We start from the raw sequence: 18396 nt of genomic DNA on the forward strand, positions 1-18396 counted from the left end.
CGTCAGCGCCCGCATATGCCTAGTAGGCGCTGAGGCCGGTGCCTTTGTAGACCTTGTCGAACTCGGCCTTCACCGCCTCGTTCTGATAGGACGCCACCAGCGTCTTCACCCAGGCCTCGTTCTCATTGCCGACCTTCACCGCGATGAAGTTGCGATAGGGATTGTCGGCGATGGGCTCCTGCGCGATGCGGTTTTCCGGCGTCAGGCCGCTTTTCAGCGCCCAGTCCGTGTTGACCACGGCGGCGTCGAGATCCTCGACCGAGCGGCCGACGATGCCGGCGTCGAGCTCCTTGATCACCACCTTTTTGGCGTTCTCGGCGATGTCGGCGGTGGTGGCCAGAATGCCGGTGCCGTCCTTCAGCTTGATCACGCCCTCGTTCTGCAGCACGCGCAGCGCCCGGCCTTCGTTGGACGGATCGTTCGGCACGCCGATGACCGCGCCTTCGGGCAGGTCGGCGACTTTGGTGTACTTCTTCGAGTAGAGACCGATCGGCCAGACGCCGGTATAGCCGACGCGGACGATGTGGTAGCCTTGTGTCTTGATCTGGTTGTCGAGATAGGGCTGGTGCTGGAAGGCGTTGGCGTCGATCTCGCCGCGCTCGAGCGCTTCGTTGGGCTGGGTATAGTCGTTGAACACCACGGTCTCGATGGTGAGGCCCTTTTCGGCCGCCTGCGCGACAACGACGCGCCAGACATCCTCGTCCTCGCCGCTGATGATGCCGACCTTGATCGCCTTCTTGTCCTCGGCGAACGACGCATGAGGCGCCATCAGGCTGCCGATGGCGACAGCCGATGCGAACAGCAGAGCAAGGCCACTGCGCCGGTTGAGGGTTGACCAAAGGGAAGATGGCAAAGTGTTTTTGAAGTCAGTCATGATTGATCTCTGCGGTTGTGAAGTCATGGCAGCCGGGCTGATTGCCGAGCCTTGATCACATCATCAGAAATTCTATCGATTTTATCAAAGAACGCGTTTCGCCGTTCTCGTCAAAGCCGGGAATATTCTCTCAAAAATTTCAGGAGAGTGAGCACAGGACGCCGCCGGACCGACCGCGGCGGGGCCTACAGTCGATCCCGGCGCGCCCTGAGAGGGAGGCAGATTCCAAGAGAACCGGTTCGCCGGTCTCAGAGAGCGATCCAGGCAGTCTTTAGGTCGAGATATTTGTCCAGCGCGTGCAGCGACTTGTCGCGGCCGAAGCCGGACTGCTTGACGCCGCCGAGCGGCACCGTAACGTCGGCGCCGCCATAGGTGTTGACGTGGACGACGCCGGCATTGATGGCGCGCACCATGCGATGCGCGGTGGAAAGGTTGGCCGTCCACACCGCCGAGGCCAGCCCATAGACGGTCGAATTGGCAAGCCGCACCGCCTCCTCCTCGGTCTCGAAGCGCATGACGCCGAGCACCGGCCCGAACACCTCCTCGCGGGCCAGCTGCATCTCCTGCGTCACGTTTTCGAAGATCGTCGGCGCCATGTAGCTGCCGCCGGTCTCGGCAAGTATCCGTTCGCCGCCGGTGACCAGCCGGGCGCCTTCGGCTTGCGCCCGGTCGACAAAGCCGAGATTCTTGGCCAGCTGCTCGGCGCTCGACACCGCGCCGATGTCGCTTGAGAGGTCGAGCGGATCGCCGACCTTAAGCCGCGTGGTTGCCGAGAGCAGCTCTTCCATGAAGCGGTCATAGACGGACGCCTGGACGAGCAGGCGTGAGCCGGCGACACAGACCTGGCCGGAATTGCGGAAGATGCCATTGGCCGAGACGACGGCCGCCTGCTTCAGGTCCGGGGCGTCGGCAAAGACGATGTTGGGCGACTTGCCGCCGAGTTCGAGGAAGACCCGCTTCAAATTGGAACGCGCGGAATATTCGAGCAGCCGCCGGCCGACCGGCCCCGACCCGGTGAAGGCGATGGCGTCGACATCCATATGCAGGCCGAGCGCTTCACCGGTGACCGCGCCGCGCCCGGTGACGACGTTGAACACACCGGCGGGGAGTCCGGCCTCGCTTGCCAACTCGGCCAGCCGCAGCAGCGTCAGCGAAGCGATCTCCGGCGGCTTGACCACCACGCAATTGCCGGCGGCGAGCGCGGGCGCGATCTTCCAGGCGCCGATCATCAGCGGAAAATTCCACGGCACGATGACGCCTACGACGCCGAGCGGTTCCTTGTGGATCAGCCCGAGCACGTTCTCGGCCGTCGGCGCGATCTCGCCATAGATCTTGTCGATCGCCTCGGCATAGTAGCGGATGGTGCCTGCCGCCGACAGCGGTTCGGCCTTGTAGGCCATGCCGATTTCTGTGCCATTGTCGCGGACGCCAAGCACAGCCAGTTCGTCGGCATGCTTTTCGACCAGCTCGGCGAGTCTTGTCAGCACCTTCTTGCGGAAGGCGGGTGCCGAGCGCGACCACGAACCTTTCTCGAAGGCCTTGCGCGCCGACTTGACGGCACGGTCGATGTCGGCGGCATTGCCGTCAGCTATGCTGGCGAAGGGCCGGCCGTCGATCGGCGACGTCACCGACAGACTCGCGCCGCTCATGCCATCGATCTGTGCGCCATCGATGAACAGGCGCCGCGCCCCGATCTCCGCCTTGCGTAGCGCGTCGATGGCATTCTGGCTGATCATTGTCTTCTCACTTCAAGGAAACATGCAGTGGCGGGCGGCATGATGCGCCGCCCCCCTTTGCCGCGCTCAGTCTTTCAGCGGCTGACCGAGATTTTCGAAGGCGACCGGATCGCGGCTCTTCAGCGCGCTTGCCAGCAGCAATCCGACAATTGCGGCAATCAGCACCAATCCCGGCAGGAACACGCCAAGGAAGCCGCCGGCGCCCGACAGGCTGCCGAAATTGATGACGATCAGGTAGATGATGACGACGAAGGCGATGAAGGTCAGCCCGGGCAGAATGGTGGTCTTCAGCGCATTCTCCCGAGCAGCCGGATTGGCACGGAAGAACATCACCACGGCGAGCGACGCCACCGCCATCATGACGATGACGCCGAGCGTTGCGACATTGGTCAGCCACGAAAACAGCGCCAGCACCGGATCGAGGCCGAGCACGGCGAACAGCCCGACGACGATTGCCGCCAGCACGCTCTGGATGACCGACGCGACATGCGGGCTCTGGTGCACCGAATGGGTCACGCCGATCGTCTGTGGCAGAAGCTTTTCGCGGCCCGAGACGTAGATGTAGCGAGCAACCGCATTGTGGAACGCCAGCACGCCGGCAAACAAGCTCGACACGAACAGGATGCTCATCGCATGCGACAGCATCGTTCCGGCGTAACGGTCGGACAGGCCGAACAGGAAGGTCGTCGGGTCCTGCAGCCCCTGCAGCGCCGGCAGCAGCTTGTCGACACCGGCGCCGACCGCCATCAGCCATGCCGTGACCATGTAGAAGACGCCGATCAGCAGTACGGAGAAATAGGTGGCGCGCGGAACCGTGACCTCGGGGTCGCGGGCTTCCTCGGCATAGATGGTCGTCGCCTCGAAACCGATGAAGGCGGCAAAGCAGAACAGGATGGCGATGGCCGGTGCACCTGATGTGATCTGGCTCCAGCTGAACGGCGCCGCCGACAACCCGCTATCGCCACCGGTCTTGAGGATGGCGATGTCGAGGACCAGCACCACCAGATATTCGCACAGCACCAGCACCGTCAGGATCTTGGCCGACAGGTCGACTTGGCGATAGCCGAGCACGGCGACCAGCGCGATGGCGATGAAACTCCATACCCACCAGGGCAAATTGATGCCCCAGCCGGCAAACAATCCGGCCGTCGCCGCGCCGAGCAGGCCCATCACGCCGATCTGCATGGCATTGTAGGACAGGATGGCGATCAACGCCGTGGCGCCGCCGGCCATGCCGCCAAGCCCGCGCGCTGCATAGGCGTAGAAGGCGCCGGCATTGCCGACATGGCGCGACATCGTCACATAGCCGACCGCGAACAAAAGCAGCAGGATGGTCACGATGAGATAGGTGCCGGCAAAGCCGGCGCCGTTGCCCATCAGCATGCCGAGCGGTGTGCCGCCGGCCACCGCCGTAAGGGGGGCCGCCGCCGAAATCACCATGAAGGTGATGGCACCGACGCCGAGACTGTTCTTGCGCAGCCTGTTGGCCGGCGCCTGCTCCGTAACTGCTGACATTGGTCCCTCCTGTGTGCGAACCATGGGTCCGCCGGCCAATCGGCCTGTTCCATCTGCTCTGAATACCGGTTCATTATTTGAACCCTTATTTTGAATATAGACTTGCAAACAAAGCCGATGCCTGTCAAGTTAATTCACACGTTAATTGATTGCTCAGAATGGGCGGCGATGCTGGGAGGCTGAGTTGGGTACGGTCGGCAAGGCGATTTCACTTCTGGAGCTGTTCTCCGTCGACGAGCCCGAACTCGGACTGTCCGATCTGGCGCGCCGGTCGGGCTTCGACAAGGCGACGACGCGACGGCTGCTGGTGGCGTTGACCGGCCATGGCTTCGTCGAACAGGATGCCGCCACGCGGCACTATCGCCTCGGCGCCGGCCTGTCGCGTCTGGCCCGCATCCGCGAGGCGCGCTTTCCCTTCCTGCAGACAGCGGTTCCCCTGGTGCGGGACCTCGCGGCGTCCACAGCCGAGACCGTGCATCTGTCGGAATTCGGCGTCGATGCGCTGGTCACCGTCCATGTCGAGCATCCGGCCTGGGCAAACCGGGTCAATATCGATATCGGCCAGCTTCTGCCGCTGCACTCCACCGCCTCCGGCATCGCCTATCTGGCCTTCGCCCGCGACGAGACCGTCAAGGCATGCCTGACGGGCTCCCTCAAGGCCTTCACGGCACATACGCTGATCGAGCCGGCCGCCATCTCCACATCCATCGCCGAGACGCGCGATCGCGGCTATTCGATCTGCGACCAGGGTTTCGAGGAAGGGGTGATCAGCGTCGCGGCGGCAATCCGCGCGGCGGACGGCTTTGCGCTTGGCACCATCGCGGTGGCCGCGCCGAAGGCCAGGACGACGCCGGCGGCGATCGCGGACCGGGGACTTGCAGTGATGGCCGCGGCACGGGAGATTTCGATGCGCCTCAATGGCGAAAACCTGCAAACGCTGAGGAGGCAGGCGTGATGTCCGTGGAGACGGCAACAGTGCCCCGAATCCTGGTCATCGGCACCGGTGACACCAAGGCCGACGAGCTGCGCTTCATGAAGCAGTGCATCGAGGCATCCGGTGGCCGCGCCGTGATGATGGATGTCAGCGTGCTGGGCGACCCGCCTTACAGCCCGGATCACGACAAGCATGCCGTTGCGCGCGCCGTGGATGTGACGATCGCCGAGATCGTTTCGAGCGGTGACGAGAACACCGCCATGACGCTGATGGCCGGGGGCGCCGTGCAGCTGGCGCGCAAGCTTCATCAAGCCGGCGAAATCGACGGCTTCATCGCCATCGGCGGCTCGATGGGAACCGACCTCGCGCTCGACGTCGCGCTTTGCCTGCCGCTCGGCGTGCCCAAATTCGTCGTCTCGACCATAGCCTATTCGCATCTCATCCCACCCGAACGGGTCGCGCCCGACCTGATGATGATCCTCTGGGCGGGTGGGCTTTATGGCCTCAACACCATCTGCAAGGCTGTTCTCTCGCAGGCCTGCGGCGCCGTTGTCGGCGCGGCCAGGATCATGCTGGCGTCGCGCGCCACGGCTCCCGCCACCGGTCCGACCATCGGCATGACCTCGCTCGGCAGCAGCTGCCTGCGCTACATGAAGACACTGAAGCCGGCGCTGGAGCAGCGCGGCTACGACGTCGCCGTATTCCACACCACCGGAATGGGCGGCCGTGCCTTCGAATCGATTGCCGGGCAAGGCCATTTCTGCGCGGTGTTCGACTTCAGCCTGCAGGAAATCACCAACCATCTCGCCGGCTCCGTCGTCAGTTCCGGCATCGACCGGCTGGAGAATGCCGGCGCCCGCGGCATTCCGCAGATCGCGGCGCCCGGTGCGGTCGACATGGTCGATCTGCCGACCTGGCAGGATTTGCCGGCTAAATTTGCGCTACGCCCGTTCCACGCTCATAACAGGCTGATCGGTTCGGTCACCGTCGATGCCGACGATCGCCGCCAGGTCGCCAGAACCATCGCCGCCAAGCTCGGCGCGTCGAAAGGGCGCGCCGCCTTCATCCTGCCCTCCGGCGGCATCCAGGAATGGGACATGCCGGGCGAGCCGCTCTACGAACCGGAGGCTCTCGCCGCCTTCGCCGACGAAATACGCAAGGCCATGCCTGTTGGCGTGGAGTTCCACGAGATCGACGCCCACATCAACAGTGACGACTTCGTCGGCAAGGCGCTCGAGATCTTCGACCGATGGGTCGAGGAAGGCATTGTTCCGCGCGGTGCGCCAGCCAACGGAGAAGCCGCTTGAGCGTTCCTTTGGCTAAGGCGTTGGTCCTGGATTTCGGCGGTGTCGTCACCCGGACGCTGTTCGAGACCCATGCCTTGACCGAACAGGCGCTCGGCCTCGAGCCGGGAACGCTGCAATGGCGCGGGCCGTTCGATCCGGACAGCGATCCGCTCTGGCGCGCGATGCAGGCCGACGAGATCAGCGAACGCGACTACTGGCGCACGCGCACAAGCGAAGTCGGCCGGCTCGTCGGCGAGGACTGGCAGGCGATGGAGACCTTCGTCCAGCGTGCGCGCGGGGCGGAGCCGCAAAAGGTGGTGCGGCCGGAGGCCGACACCGCCATCCGCGCCGTCCATGCGGCGGGCTTTCGCCTGGCGATCCTGTCCAACGAGCTCGACCTCTTCTACGGCACCGACTTTCGCCGGCGGCTGCCGCTGCTCGGCCTGTTCGACACAATAATCGACGCCACCTATACCGGTGTCCTCAAGCCCGACCCTCGCGCCTATGCCTTCGTCACCGAGGCGCTCGGCCTGCCTGCCGAGGCCTGCGTCTTCGTCGATGACCAGCAGCGCAATGTCGATGGCGGCCGTGCCGCAGGCATGCGCACCGTTCATTTCGACGTTGCGCGGCCAGCACTTTCCTATGCCGAAGCCCTCGGCCATTTCGACCTCGTCCCAGCTGCCTAGACCATTTGCGGAGCCTGTCATGCGCGACATCAATTTCCTCACCGAGACAAACGCCAAGCCGATCTGGCATCCGATGGCGCATCCGGCCGAGATGCGGGCCAATCCGCCGAAGATCATCATGAAGGGCGAGGGCGTCACCGTCACCGACATCGATGGCAGAAGCGTGCTCGACGCCGTCGGCGGCTTGTGGAACGTCAATCTCGGCTACAGCTGCGACCCGATCAAAAAGGCAATCGCCGACCAGCTCAGTGCGCTGCCTTACTATTCCGGCTTCCGCGGCACCTCGACCGGACCGTCGATTGAGCTCGCCTACGAGCTCAGTGAATGGTTCGAGCCGGAGGGCATGGTGCGGACCTTCTTCACCTCGGGCGGCTCGGATTCGGTCGAAACTGCGTTACGGCTGGCCCGGCAGTACTGGAAAATCCGCGGGCAGGGTGATCGAACAAAGTTCCTCGCCCTGAAGAAGGGCTATCACGGTACCCATTTCGGCGGCGCCTCGGTCAACGGCAACGCCAATTTTCGCCGCAACTACGAGCCGCTGCTGCCAGGTGTCTTCCACATCCCGGCGCCGTGGACCTTCCGCAACCCGTTCGACGAGACCGACCCGGCGCGGCTGGCGAAACTGTGCGCCAAGGCGCTGGAGGACGAGATCGCCTTCCAGGGTGGCGACACCATTGCCGCCTTCATCATGGAGCCGGTTCTCGGCGCCGGCGGCGTCATCGTTCCGCATGAGAGCTTCATGCCGCTGGTGCGCGAGATCTGCGACCGCCACGAGATCCTTTTGATCGCCGACGAAGTGGTCACGGGCTTCGGCCGCTCGGGCGCATGGTCAGGCTCCAGGCTGTCGGGCGTGAAGCCGGATTTCATGACCATCGCCAAGGCGATCACGTCCGGCTATTTCCCGCTCGGCGCCACCCTGATTGGTGCCAAGGTGGCCGATGTCTTCGAGGCCGACAAGACCAGCTTCGGCTCGATCGGCCACGGCTATACCTATTCCGGCCATCCGGTCGGCTGCGCGGCCGGGCTGGCGGCGCTTGCCGAAACCAAACGGCTTCGCTTGAACGAGAACGCGGCCGCGCGGGGCATCGAACTTGCAGCCGTGCTGGAAGGGCTGAAGGCCCGGCACGCCATCGTCGGCGATGTCAGGTACAAGGGCCTGATGGCGGCACTCGAACTGGTCTCGGATCGCTCCAGCAAGAAGCCGGCCGACAAGAAGACCATGGCCGTGGTTTCGGAGGCGGCCTACGAAGCCGGCGTCATGTTGCGCGTTTCGGGCAACAACATCATCCTCTCGCCGCCGCTGATCATCAGCGCCACCGACGTTGTGAAGATCGGCGAAGCGCTGGATGAAGGCCTGTCTAAGGTCTGACGCGGTTACAACGGAGTTTCTGTACGCAAATGGCTTATTCGCTGGAAAAAGTGGGGCAGCAAAATGAGGGTCCGGAGGCGCTGGTTAGCCGGCGTTCCCGGCTGCTCGGCGCGAAATCGCAATTGTTCTATGACGAGCCCGTGCATCTGGTGCGCGGCGAAGGCGTCTGGCTCTATGACGCCGACGGCCGCAAATATCTCGATGCCTACAACAATGTCGCGCATGTCGGACATTGCCATCCGCATGTGGTCGAGGCTCTGTGCCGGCAGGCAAGCCTGCTCAACACCCACACGCGCTATCTGCATACCGCCATCCTCGACTATGTCGAGCGGCTGACCGCGACCTTCGATGCCAGCCTGTCCACCGCCATCCTCACCTGCACCGGCAGCGAGGCCAACGACATCGCGTTGCGCATGGCGCAGGCCGCCACCGGCCGCATGGGCATCATCGCCACCGACGCGACCTATCACGGCAACACTTCTGCCGTTTCGCAGCTCAGCACGCGCATGCCGCCGGTAGGCGGCCGCGCCCGCCATGTCAGGCTGGTGCCGGCGCCCGACAGCTATCGCCATCCGGAGGCGATGGCCAACGGCAAGGCTTTTGGCGACGCGGTGCGCGAAGCCATCGCCTCGCTGGAACAGGACGGTATCGGCCTGTCCGGCATCATCCTGTGTCCGCTGCTCGCCAACGAAGGCTTTCCGGCGCTGCCGTCCGGGTTCTTCGATGACGCGCTGCGCGCGGTGCGCGAAGCCGGCGGCCTGGTCATCGCCGACGAGGTGCAGCCCGGCTTTGGCCGCACCGGCAGCCATTTCTGGGGCCATCAGCGCGCCGGTTTCGTTCCCGACATCGTCACCATGGGCAAGCCGATGGGCAACGGCCACCCGGTCGCCGCCGTGGTCACCACCAGGGAGATCCTCGCGACCTTCCGCGACGCTTTCCGCTACTTCAACACTTTTGGCGGCAACCCGGTTTCCTGCGTGGTGGCGAACGCCGTTCTCGATGTCCTGGAGCAGGAAAATCTCGTCGCCAACGCTCGCGAAGTCGGCGCCTATGCGCTCGGACTGCTGCGCCCGCTGGCCGAACGCCACGAATGCATCGGCCAGGTCAGGGGCGCCGGACTGTTTTTCGGCGCCGAGCTGGTTCACGACCGCAAGACGCGCGAGCCGGCATCAGACCTTGCCGAGCAAGTCGCCAACCGGATGCGCCATCGCGGTGTGCTGATGGGCAAGACCGGCATCCACGGCAATGTGCTGAAGATCCGCCCGCCCATGCCGTTTTCCCGCGACGATGCCGCCTTCCTGATAGGCACGCTCGACGAGGTGCTCGATGAAGTCGGCGGAGTGCCGGCGTGAACGCCGTTTCCCTGCCGTCCGAACCGGAAGATGCCGCCACCGTCACCGAACTGGCGCGGCGCGCGCTCCAGCATTGGGGCATCCGCGACGGTGAGCCCGAGCTGCTGAAATTCCGCGAGAACGCCGTGTTTCGGGTCCGCCTGCCCGATGGCCAGCCGGCAGCCATGCGCGTTCACCGGCTTGGCTATCATTCCGACGCTGCGCTGCGCTCGGAACTGCAATGGATGTCCTTCCTGCAGTCGGCTGGCGTCGCCACGCCGTCTCCGGTCGCGACGCTGACCGGCGACCTGTTCGTGCCGGTCGATACCGGCACATCGGCGCCGCCTCGCCAGGTTGATTGCCTCAGCTGGCTGGAGGGCCGCGCCGTCGGGGCGCGAGGCGTGCCGCTGGATTACACGCCCGAGCAGGCAAGGCATGTCTTCACCGCGATCGGACGAACAATCGCCCATATACACAATGTCACGGCCGCCTGGACGCCGCCCGCCGGCTTTACCCGCCATGCCTGGGATTTCGACGGCTTCTTCGGCCCGGCCCCGACCTGGGGCCGCTTCGAGACCTCGCCCTTCCTCGACGGTCTTCGCCGCGAGCTGGTTTTCCAGGCGCGGGACAAGGCTGTGAAGGCGCTGTCGGAGCATGAACGCAGCGCCCGCAATTTCGGCATCATCCACGCCGATCTGGTGCGCGAGAACGTGCTCGTCCACGACGGCGCGATCCGCATCATCGATTTCGACGATTGCGGCTATGGCTGGCACATGTACGATCTTGCCGTTGCCCTCTACCAGAACCGCGAGGAAGCGATCTATCCGCTGATCGAGGCCGCCCTGCTCGACGGTTATCGGCAGTTGCGGGGACTGACGGCGCAGGACATTGCCGCACTGCCGCTGTTTTCAGCGTTGCGCGCTTTCGCCTTCCTCGGCTGGGTGCAAAGTCGCGTCGAAGGCGACATCACGAGGGAGGTTGGCCTGCGCATGTCCAACATCGCGGCCGATGTGGTGATCGCCTATCTGCGCGGCGAATAGGGGCGGATAGAGCCGGTCAGCCCTTGGCGAAATGAATGCTGACCGTGCCTGAACTGCCGAAATCGGCGACGATGGTGTCGCCGGGCCGCGCCTCGACCGGCCGCACGAACGATCCCGACAGCACCACTTCGCCGGCCGCGATCGACATACCGTAGCGGGCGAGCCTGTCCGCCAGCCAGGCTATGCCCATAGCCGGATGGTTGAGCACGCCGGCGCCAAGCCCGGTCTCCTCGACCTCGGCATTGCGCGAGACGATGGCGCCGATCCAGCGCATGTCGGCGACCTCGGGCCGTTGCGGCCGGCCGCCGATGACGATGCCGGCATTGGCTGCGTTGTCGGAGATCGTGTCGAAGAAGGTGCGCGTCTTCTTCGTCTCGGCATTGACGCGCTCGATGCGCGTGTCGAGGATTTCGAGCGCCGGCGTGATGTAGTCGGTGGCGTTGAGCACGTCGAAGAGGGTCACGCCCGGACCCTTCAGCGGTGCCTTCATGACAAAGGCGATCTCAGCCTCGACGCGCGGCTGGATGAAGCGGCCGGCGGGAATTGTTGCGCCATCGCTAAAGAACATGTCGTCGAACAGCACGCCCGAATCCGGCGTGTCGATGGCCAGCGCATACTGCATCGCCTTGGAGGTCAGGCCGATCTTCCAGCCCTTCGGTTTCAGTCCGGCATCGATCTTGCGCGTCACCAGAGCGGCCTGCACGCGATAGGCGTCCTCCATCGTCGCCTCGGGGAAGTCGAGGCTGAGCAGCCGGATCTGGCGGCGCGAACGCTCGGCCTCGAACAGCCGGTTGGCGGCGTCTTCCACGTGCTCCGGGGTCATGTCGCTGCCTCGTCGACGACGCTGTTGTGCAACACGCCGATGCCGTCTGCCTCGACCTCGATCACATCGCCCGGCTTCAGCCAGACCGGCGGGTCGAAGCGCGCGCCGGCACCGGTCGGCGTGCCGGTGACGATGATATCGCCGGGCACCAGCGTGGTGAAGGTCGAGATGTAGGCGATGATCTTGCGGAACGGAAAGATCATGCGGCTGGTGCGGTCTTGCTGACGCAGTTCGCCATTGACCCGGGTGGAAAGCGTGATGTCGGCGATCTGCGCCTCATCCGTGAACGGCACCAGCCAGGGACCGATCGAGCCGCTGCGGTCGAAATTCTTGCCTTGCGTGACGTTGAACTTGGCATGGCGCACCCAGTCGCGGAGGGTGCCCTCATTGCACAGCGACAGTGCAGCGATGTGGCGGAGGGCGTCGGTCTCCGCGATGCGCCGGCCGCCCTTGCCGATGACGATGACGACCTCGCCCTCATAGTCGAGCTGCGGTGATTCCGGCGGCCGCACCAGCGGCGCGCCATGGCCGACAAACGAGCGGGGGAAACGGATGAACAGCGACGGATTGGAAGGCGCCGCCTGCCCGTCCTTGTACTCCTCGTTGCGGTCGGGATAGTTGACGCCGACGCAGATGATCTTTTCCGGAACCGGGACAGGGATGTCGTAGGCGATGGCGTCGAGCGGGAAATCGGCGGCCAAGGCATCGGCCTCTTCCGCCAGCCGCAGCAAGGCGCCGGCCTCGATCACTTCGCGCAGCGTCGGCCACTGGCCGTAGCGGGCCGACAGGTCGACGACGCCCTTGCCGGTGATCGCGCCATACCGTGCCTTGCCGCTGACGGTGAAGGTGGCGAGCCGTGCCCTGCTCATGCTGCAACTCCGGTGGGCTTCTGCTGGTTTGGAGCTTTACGGCGCCCCCCTCTGTCCTGCCGGACATCTCCCCCACGAGGGGAGAGATTGGATGTCACCTCCGCTTTCGCCAATTTCCGACGCTGCAAGAAAGGCGCCGGCCGAGCGGCCAGCCGATCTCCCCCCAAGTGGGGGAGATGTCCGGCAGGACAGAGGGGGGCGCGAAGGAACGCAGACATCATTTTCGAAACACTCACGGCGCCACAATCGGCGAAGCCGTCAGATCCGGCTGGCGCGCCGCAACCCCGGCAAAGCTGCTACCCTCCTCGAACCAGCTCTTCGGCGCCGGCGCGCCCCACAGCGTCTGCCGCTGCGGGTCCTTGAGGTCCCATTTGATCGGCTCGAGGTCCGGGTCGACCGTCTGGTAGTCCGAACAATAGATCTCGATGCGGTGGTTGTCCGGATCTCTGATATAGAGGAAGAAGGCGTTGGAAATGCCGTGCCGTCCCGGGCCGCGTTCGATGTTCGGCAGATAGCCGGTCGTTGCCATCAGGTCGAGCAGGTCGATGATGTTGAGCGGAGTCGGCACCCAGAAGGCGACATGGTGCAGGCGCGGCCCGATGCCGTTGGTGAAGGCGATGTCGTGCACACCGCCCTTGCGATGCGTCCACGCCGCCCACAGCTTTCCGCTGCTCGCATCCTCTGTGTATTCGGTGACGCGGAAGCCGAGCTCGTTGTAGAAGGCGACGGACTCGTCGACATTGGGCGAGAAACAGTTGAAGTGATCGATGCGCAGCGGCTTGACGCCGTGATAGAGCGCATATTTCTGATGGATCGGCGGCAGCCGCTCCATCTGAGCGTAGAATTCGAGCGGTATGCCGTGCGGATCGCGGGTGCGGAAGGTGCGCGACTGGTAGGGCCGCTCGACCCATTCCACCGGCAGGCCTTTTCCTCCAAAGAAATGCTCGGCCTTGTCGAGATCCTCCTCGGAGAACAGCTTGAAGCCGAGGTCGCGCGCTTCGGCCGTAGTGGCCTTCTTCAGCACGATGCAATGATGCCCGCGCTCCTCCAATGCCCTGAGATAGATGGTATCGGCGGTCTCGTCGGTGACCTGCAGGCCGAGTGTGTCGACATAGAAGGCGCGGGACCTGGCGAGGTCGGTGACGGCCAGTTCGACATGGCTGAGGCGCACGATGTTGAATTCAGGGTAGAGATTGGGCTTGGGCAAGGGCATTTGATTTCCTCTGATCAGCCGCCGAGTTTCTGGATCGCGTGCGCCGTCGTGGCGAAGGCTATGTTCTTCGTCTCCATGTAGAAGTCGAAGGAATGGTCGCCACCGTCGCGGCCTATGCCGGAATTCTTGACGCCGCCGAACGGCGTCGGCAAATGGCGCACATTCTCCGAATTGACCCAGATCATGCCTACGTCCAGCGCGTCGGTGAAGCGGAAGGCGCGGGTGACGTCCGACGTCCAGAGATAGCCGGTCAGGCCGTATTGCGTGTCGTTGGCCAGCGCCAGCGCTTCCGCCTCATCCTTGAAGGAAATGGCAGTCAGCACCGGCCCGAAGATCTCTTCCTGGGCAATGCGCATCCTGTTGGTGGCGCCGACGAACAGCGTCGGGCTGACATAGCAGCCGCCGCCCGGGCCGGCGAACTTGCCGCCGCCGGCAACGACCACCGCGCCTTCCGATTTGCCGATCTTGATATAGGAGAGCACCTTTTCCTCGTGCACCGGATGGATCAGCGGGCCGACCACCGTTGCGGGGTCCAGGGGATGGCCGATCTTGATGCGCTTTGCCTTCTCCGCCACCAGATCGGTGAATTCGTCGTAGACCGAGGCTTCGATCAGCAGCCGTGACGAGGAGGTGCAGCGTTCACCGTTCAGCGAATAGATCATGAAGACGGCGGCGTCCGCCGCGCGCTCCAGGTCGGCGTCGGCGAAGACGATCACCGGATTCTTGCCGCCAAGCTCGAAATGGACGCGCTTCAGCGTGTCGGCGCCTTGGCGCATGATCATCGAGCCGGTGCGGCTTTCGCCGACGAAGCCGATCGCCTTGATGTCGGGATGCTCGGTCAGCGCCTTGCCGGCGTGCTCGCCGAGGCCGTTGACAAGGTTCCACACACCCTTGGGCAGGCCGGCCTCTTCGGCGATCTCGACCAGCAGGCGGGCGGTCAGCGGCGAGAATTCAGCCGGCTTATGAATCACGGTGCAGCCGGCAGCCAGTGCCGGCGCGATTTTCCAGGTCGACAGCATGAACGGCGTGTTCCACGGCGTGATGATGCCGACCGGGCCGATCGGCACCCGAGTGGTCATATTGACCTGGCCCGTGGTCCGCAGCGTTTCGCCGTCGCGCGCCTCCGGCGCACGGTCGGCGAAGAAGCGGAAATTCTCGGCGCCACGCAACGCAGCTTTGGCCATGAACTTCAGCGCCTGGCCGGTGTCCATGCATTCGACGAAGGCAATCTCCTCGGCGCGCGCCTCGATCGCGTCGGCTATTTTGTGCAGCAGCTTCTTGCGCGCTTCGCCGGGCATCGCGGCCCAGGCCGGAAACGCCGCCTTCGCCGCCCTGGCGGCGCGGTCGATGTCGGCGGCATTGCCGCGCGCGACTTTGGCCAGCGGCTTGAGGTCGACCGGCGACAGCGTTTCGAAGGTCGTGCCGTCGAGCGCCGGCACCGCTTCGCCGCCGATCTGGTTCAGCACGCCGTCGCGCTTGAAACGGGCCAGATAGGCCTCGGCCTTCTTCAGATTATCTTGCAGGTCGGACATCTCAGCTTCCGTCACTTGCCGCGCAGTCGCGGGTGGATTGCGTTCTTCTTCCAACTCAGCACCGGGTCGATTTCCCGGATCTCGAGCGACAGGGCGAAATGCGGTGTCTCGAACAGCGTGGCAAGGTGCTCGCTCACCGCCGCGAAGACGGCTTCGCCGGTCCGCTTCTTCTCCTCCGCGCTGCGCCCGGTCCCGATGCGAAACGACATGTCGAGGAAGGCGTTTTCCGGCAGCCTGTCGGCCACCGCATAGGCTTCGGCGCGAAAAGCCCGCACCCGCACGGCGCCTGTTTCGAACAGCCCGGTATCCAGCACGGTGCGCAACACCAGCTCGCACAGCTCGCCCATATCGACCTTGGCATCGAGATTGGCCGAATACTCGATGGTGAAGTGCGGCACGTCGTTTCGCTCCCCAATCACTTGCCTTGTTGTAGTTAACGCGTTAATTACATGAGGCGCCCATGAAGTCAAGTCTTGCATCGGCCTTGGCGCAACGATACGGGGATGGCTGGAACGGGCTTTCGGTGGGCGGACTCGGCTAAAGGAAGGCCTGTTTTCGATCGCAAGCCAGCGTGGGAGGCCTTTTTTCTTGCTGCCTGAAAACACCCGTCGTTCCCTGCCAATGGCGCTCCTGCACGCCCGCGAAGTGGTGATGGCGCGGTTTCGTCCGATGCTCGCGGCCCACGATGTGACCGAACAGCAATGGCGCGTGCTCCGCGTGCTGAGCGAAGCCGGCCCGGTCGAGGCGACGGAGCTTGCCGATCGCGCATCGGTGTTGCCGCCCAGCCTGACGCGCATCATCAAGGCGCTCGAGGGGCGCAGGTTCATCACCCGCAACAAGGCCGAAGGCGACGGCCGCCGCGTCGTGCTGACAATCGCCCCGGCTGGTTCCGCCCTGATCGATGCGCTTTCACCCGAGCGTCGCATCATCTATGACGACATCGAACAGCGCTTCGGCCACGACAGGCTGGAAAAGCTGCTCGATCTCCTGGAAAACCTCATCGACGGCGAGAGCTGACCGTTCGGTCCGGGCGGTATCGCTAGGGCTCACCCGCCAAAGCTGCCAAGTCGCGTCGGCTGCGTATAGTTGCGGTCGACATAGAGCAGCGCCGAGCCGCCGCTCCCATGCCGGACATCGATGACCCGGCCGATCATGACATTATGCGTGCCGACGATATGCACATCCTCGATCTCGCAATCGAAATTGACGATCGCATCCGACAGTGCCGGCGTGCCGGACGTGAGCGTCTGCCAACGTGCCGCCGAATAGCGTGCTTCCATGTCCCTGGTCGCGCCGGCGAACTTTCCCGCAAGATGCATGTGGTCATGGGTCAGCACGTTGACGCAGAAGCGCCGGTTGGACAGGAACATGGCGGCCTGCGTCGAGCGGCCATTCATGCACACCAGCAGTGTCGGCGGCTCGTCGGAGACGCTGCACATGGCGGTGGCGGTGAAGCCGCCGCGTCCGGCCGGGCCGTCAGTGGTGACGATGTTGACCGGCGCGCAGACCCTCGCCATGGCGTCGCGGAAATCGGCTTTCGAAATCTGCATGGCCATCTGGGTTCACTCAGCCGACGAAGCAAGCGGATTGAACCAGGTATCTCCCGTCCAGCCGTTCTCGTCATAGTCGGCCATGCAGGTGTCGACCAGCTCTTCCATCGCCTTCAGCCGCCCGCCGCGTTCGGCGCCCTTCAGCACCTGCAGCCGCACCTCTTCCGGCGCCCCGGCATAGTTGAGCTCGTAGAGTGCGTGGCGGCCGCCGAATTCGGTGCCGGTCGCGTCCCACAACAGCTTCATGATCTTGATGCGCTCGATATGGCCCATGTCGTTCGAGCCGCGCACATACTGCGCCAGATATTTGTCGATCTCGGGATTGTTGAAATCGCGCACCGACGATGGCAGGTAGATCAACCCCGAGGCGATCACCCGGCGCACGGTGTCGATGACGCGCGGATAGGCTTCCGACATGAAGGTCCGGTAGGCAAGGGCGGCTTCCAGATTGGGCAGCACCGCGCCGTTCGCCCACGGGATCGGGTTGTAGGCCATGGCATTGGAAAAGCTCCAGAACATGTGCCGCAGCGCGATGACCTCGCCCAGCGCTGCCTGGTTGCCGCGGAAGGCATCGCCACCGGTGGCGCGCAGCGCCTTCGCCAGCAGGCCGGCGAGGAAGTCGAGCTTGACAGCAAACCGCGTGCAGCCCTGGAAGCAATAGCCGTGCATGAAGCCGGAAGCAGGATGGAACGACAGGATTTTCTGCGCGTCGCGCAGCACCAGCACGTCCTCCCAGGGGATGAAGACGTTGTCGAGTACCAGGATCGCGTCGTTTTCGTCGAAGCGCGACGACAGCGGATAATCGAAGGGTGCTGCAACGGTATTGGCCGTTTGCTCGTAGGAGACGCGGCAGAACATCTTTATCCCCGGCGCATTCATCGGCACGATGAACATCACCGACAGCGACGGATCCTCGGTGACCGTCGCCGAGCCCTGCGCCAGGAAATTATAGTGGGTCAGCGCCGAGGACGTCGCCACCACCTTGGCGCCGGACACAGTGATGCCGGCATCGGTTTCCCCAGTGATGTGGACGAAGACGTCCTTCACCTGTTCGGCCGGCTTGTGGCGGTCGATCGGCGGATTGACGATGGCGTGGTTCATGAACAGCGCCGCCTCCTGGGCGCGCTTGTGCCAGGACAGAGCGTTGTCCTTGAACGGCCCGTACCAGTCGGCATTGGCGCCAAGCGTGTTCATCAGCGCCGCCTTGTAATCGGGTGTGCGCCCCATCCAGCCATAGGACATGCGCGACCACTGGGCGATAGCTGCTTGCTGGTCGACAAGCTCGGCGGAGGATTTGGCGACGCGGAAATATTTGTGGGTGTAGCCGCCCGAACCGGTGTCCGTCGGCGAGGTCAACGCGTCTTGCTGCTTGGCGTCATGCAGGGCATCATAAAGGCGCGCCAGCGACCGCGCCGAATTGCGCATCGCCGGATGCGTTGTGACATCGGCAATGCGTTCGCCGTTGATGTAGACCTCTCGGCCGTCGCGCAGGCTCGCCAGATATTCGGCCCCGCTGAACGGACGCCCCTTGTCGGCACGAAAGTCTTCGGATCGCATGATGTTCCTCCACTTGCGGTGACGACTGTAGCGCCGCAGCCGGGGATCGGTTATGGACGGAACCGCAAAACCGATTGGACT

General features: G+C 64.3%; 17 protein-coding genes. 7 read left to right on the forward strand and 10 right to left on the reverse strand.

Annotated elements, in window-relative coordinates; all coding sequences use genetic code 11:
• Window positions 1-19: 19 nt before the first annotated feature.
• The 3 genes from AC1DYW_RS02035 to AC1DYW_RS02045 all read right to left on the reverse strand — a co-directional run bounded on the left by AC1DYW_RS02035 (window position 20) and on the right by AC1DYW_RS02045 (window position 4125).
• Entirely contained in the window at window positions 20-874 is an 855-nt protein-coding gene (locus tag AC1DYW_RS02035; protein ID WP_477224946.1) for a MetQ/NlpA family lipoprotein, read from the reverse strand.
• 248 nt (window positions 875-1122) lie between these two features.
• Window positions 1123-2610: an aldehyde dehydrogenase gene (locus AC1DYW_RS02040; protein WP_477224947.1), complete on the reverse strand. Its 1488-nt coding sequence runs from the start codon at window positions 2608-2610 to the stop codon at window positions 1123-1125.
• 66 nt (window positions 2611-2676) lie between these two features.
• Entirely contained in the window at window positions 2677-4125 is a 1449-nt protein-coding gene (locus AC1DYW_RS02045) for an APC family permease (RefSeq protein WP_477224948.1), read from the reverse strand.
• Window positions 4126-4309: 184 nt separating this feature from the next.
• Between AC1DYW_RS02045 and AC1DYW_RS02050 the strand changes: the two genes are divergently transcribed.
• From AC1DYW_RS02050 to AC1DYW_RS02075, 6 genes are read left to right on the forward strand one after another with little or no spacing between them, the layout of a single operon-like run.
• Entirely contained in the window at window positions 4310-5080 is a 771-nt protein-coding gene (locus AC1DYW_RS02050; protein WP_477224949.1) for an IclR family transcriptional regulator, read from the forward strand.
• The gene (locus AC1DYW_RS02055; RefSeq protein WP_477224950.1) at window positions 5080-6366 is read left to right on the forward strand and encodes a Tm-1-like ATP-binding domain-containing protein; all 1287 of its coding nucleotides are present in this window, start codon (window positions 5080-5082) and stop codon (window positions 6364-6366) included. Before AC1DYW_RS02050 ends, AC1DYW_RS02055 begins: the two co-directional genes overlap by 1 nt.
• Before the next feature lie 8 nt (window positions 6367-6374).
• Window positions 6375-7031, forward strand: a complete 657-nt coding sequence (locus AC1DYW_RS02060) for an HAD-IA family hydrolase (RefSeq protein ID WP_477225556.1) — start codon at window positions 6375-6377, stop codon at window positions 7029-7031.
• A 19-nt stretch (window positions 7032-7050) separates the two neighbouring features.
• The gene (locus tag AC1DYW_RS02065; protein WP_477224951.1) at window positions 7051-8400 is read left to right on the forward strand and encodes an aminotransferase class III-fold pyridoxal phosphate-dependent enzyme; all 1350 of its coding nucleotides are present in this window, start codon (window positions 7051-7053) and stop codon (window positions 8398-8400) included.
• A 29-nt stretch (window positions 8401-8429) separates the two neighbouring features.
• Window positions 8430-9752, forward strand: a complete 1323-nt coding sequence (locus AC1DYW_RS02070) for an aminotransferase class III-fold pyridoxal phosphate-dependent enzyme (protein ID WP_477224952.1) — start codon at window positions 8430-8432, stop codon at window positions 9750-9752.
• Window positions 9749-10771 carry a phosphotransferase enzyme family protein gene (locus tag AC1DYW_RS02075; protein ID WP_477224953.1) on the forward strand — a complete coding sequence of 341 codons (1023 nt, stop codon included), beginning with the start codon at window positions 9749-9751 and terminating at the stop codon, window positions 10769-10771. The genes AC1DYW_RS02070 and AC1DYW_RS02075 overlap by 4 nt, the downstream gene beginning before the upstream one ends.
• A 16-nt stretch (window positions 10772-10787) precedes the next feature.
• Here AC1DYW_RS02075 and hpaH read toward each other — a convergent pair whose 3' ends face one another.
• The 5 genes from hpaH to AC1DYW_RS02100 all read right to left on the reverse strand — a co-directional run bounded on the left by hpaH (window position 10788) and on the right by AC1DYW_RS02100 (window position 15606).
• Window positions 10788-11594, reverse strand: coding sequence for a 2-oxo-hept-4-ene-1,7-dioate hydratase (gene hpaH / locus AC1DYW_RS02080; protein ID WP_477224954.1), 807 nt, complete (start codon window positions 11592-11594; stop codon window positions 10788-10790).
• Complete coding sequence (locus AC1DYW_RS02085) at window positions 11591-12463, reverse strand: fumarylacetoacetate hydrolase family protein (protein WP_477224955.1); 873 nt, start codon at window positions 12461-12463, stop codon at window positions 11591-11593. The genes hpaH and AC1DYW_RS02085 overlap by 4 nt, the downstream gene beginning before the upstream one ends.
• Window positions 12464-12695: 232 nt before the next feature.
• Window positions 12696-13676, reverse strand: a complete 981-nt coding sequence (gene hpaD, locus AC1DYW_RS02090; protein ID WP_477224956.1) for a 3,4-dihydroxyphenylacetate 2,3-dioxygenase — start codon at window positions 13674-13676, stop codon at window positions 12696-12698.
• Between the two features lie 14 nt (window positions 13677-13690).
• On the reverse strand, window positions 13691-15208 hold the full coding sequence (gene hpaE / locus AC1DYW_RS02095) for a 5-carboxymethyl-2-hydroxymuconate semialdehyde dehydrogenase (protein WP_477224957.1): 1518 nt from the start codon (window positions 15206-15208) through the stop codon (window positions 13691-13693).
• Between the two features lie 11 nt (window positions 15209-15219).
• Window positions 15220-15606, reverse strand: coding sequence for a 5-carboxymethyl-2-hydroxymuconate isomerase (locus AC1DYW_RS02100; protein WP_477224958.1), 387 nt, complete (start codon window positions 15604-15606; stop codon window positions 15220-15222).
• Between the two features lie 223 nt (window positions 15607-15829).
• On the opposite strand from AC1DYW_RS02100, the gene hpaR reads away from it, so the two are divergent.
• The gene (gene hpaR / locus AC1DYW_RS02105) at window positions 15830-16225 is read left to right on the forward strand and encodes a homoprotocatechuate degradation operon regulator HpaR (protein WP_477225557.1); all 396 of its coding nucleotides are present in this window, start codon (window positions 15830-15832) and stop codon (window positions 16223-16225) included.
• Window positions 16226-16254: 29 nt separating this feature from the next.
• Here the strand turns inward: hpaR and AC1DYW_RS02110 are convergent, their stop codons facing one another.
• Together AC1DYW_RS02110 and AC1DYW_RS02115 are read right to left on the reverse strand one after the other, a co-directional pair.
• Window positions 16255-16764, reverse strand: coding sequence for a flavin reductase (locus AC1DYW_RS02110; RefSeq protein ID WP_477224959.1), 510 nt, complete (start codon window positions 16762-16764; stop codon window positions 16255-16257).
• 6 nt (window positions 16765-16770) lie between these two features.
• Entirely contained in the window at window positions 16771-18315 is a 1545-nt protein-coding gene (locus AC1DYW_RS02115) for a 4-hydroxyphenylacetate 3-hydroxylase N-terminal domain-containing protein (RefSeq protein ID WP_477224960.1), read from the reverse strand.
• Window positions 18316-18396 lie beyond the last annotated feature (81 nt).

This window comes from Mesorhizobium sp. P2_D5 (assembly GCF_056404355.1).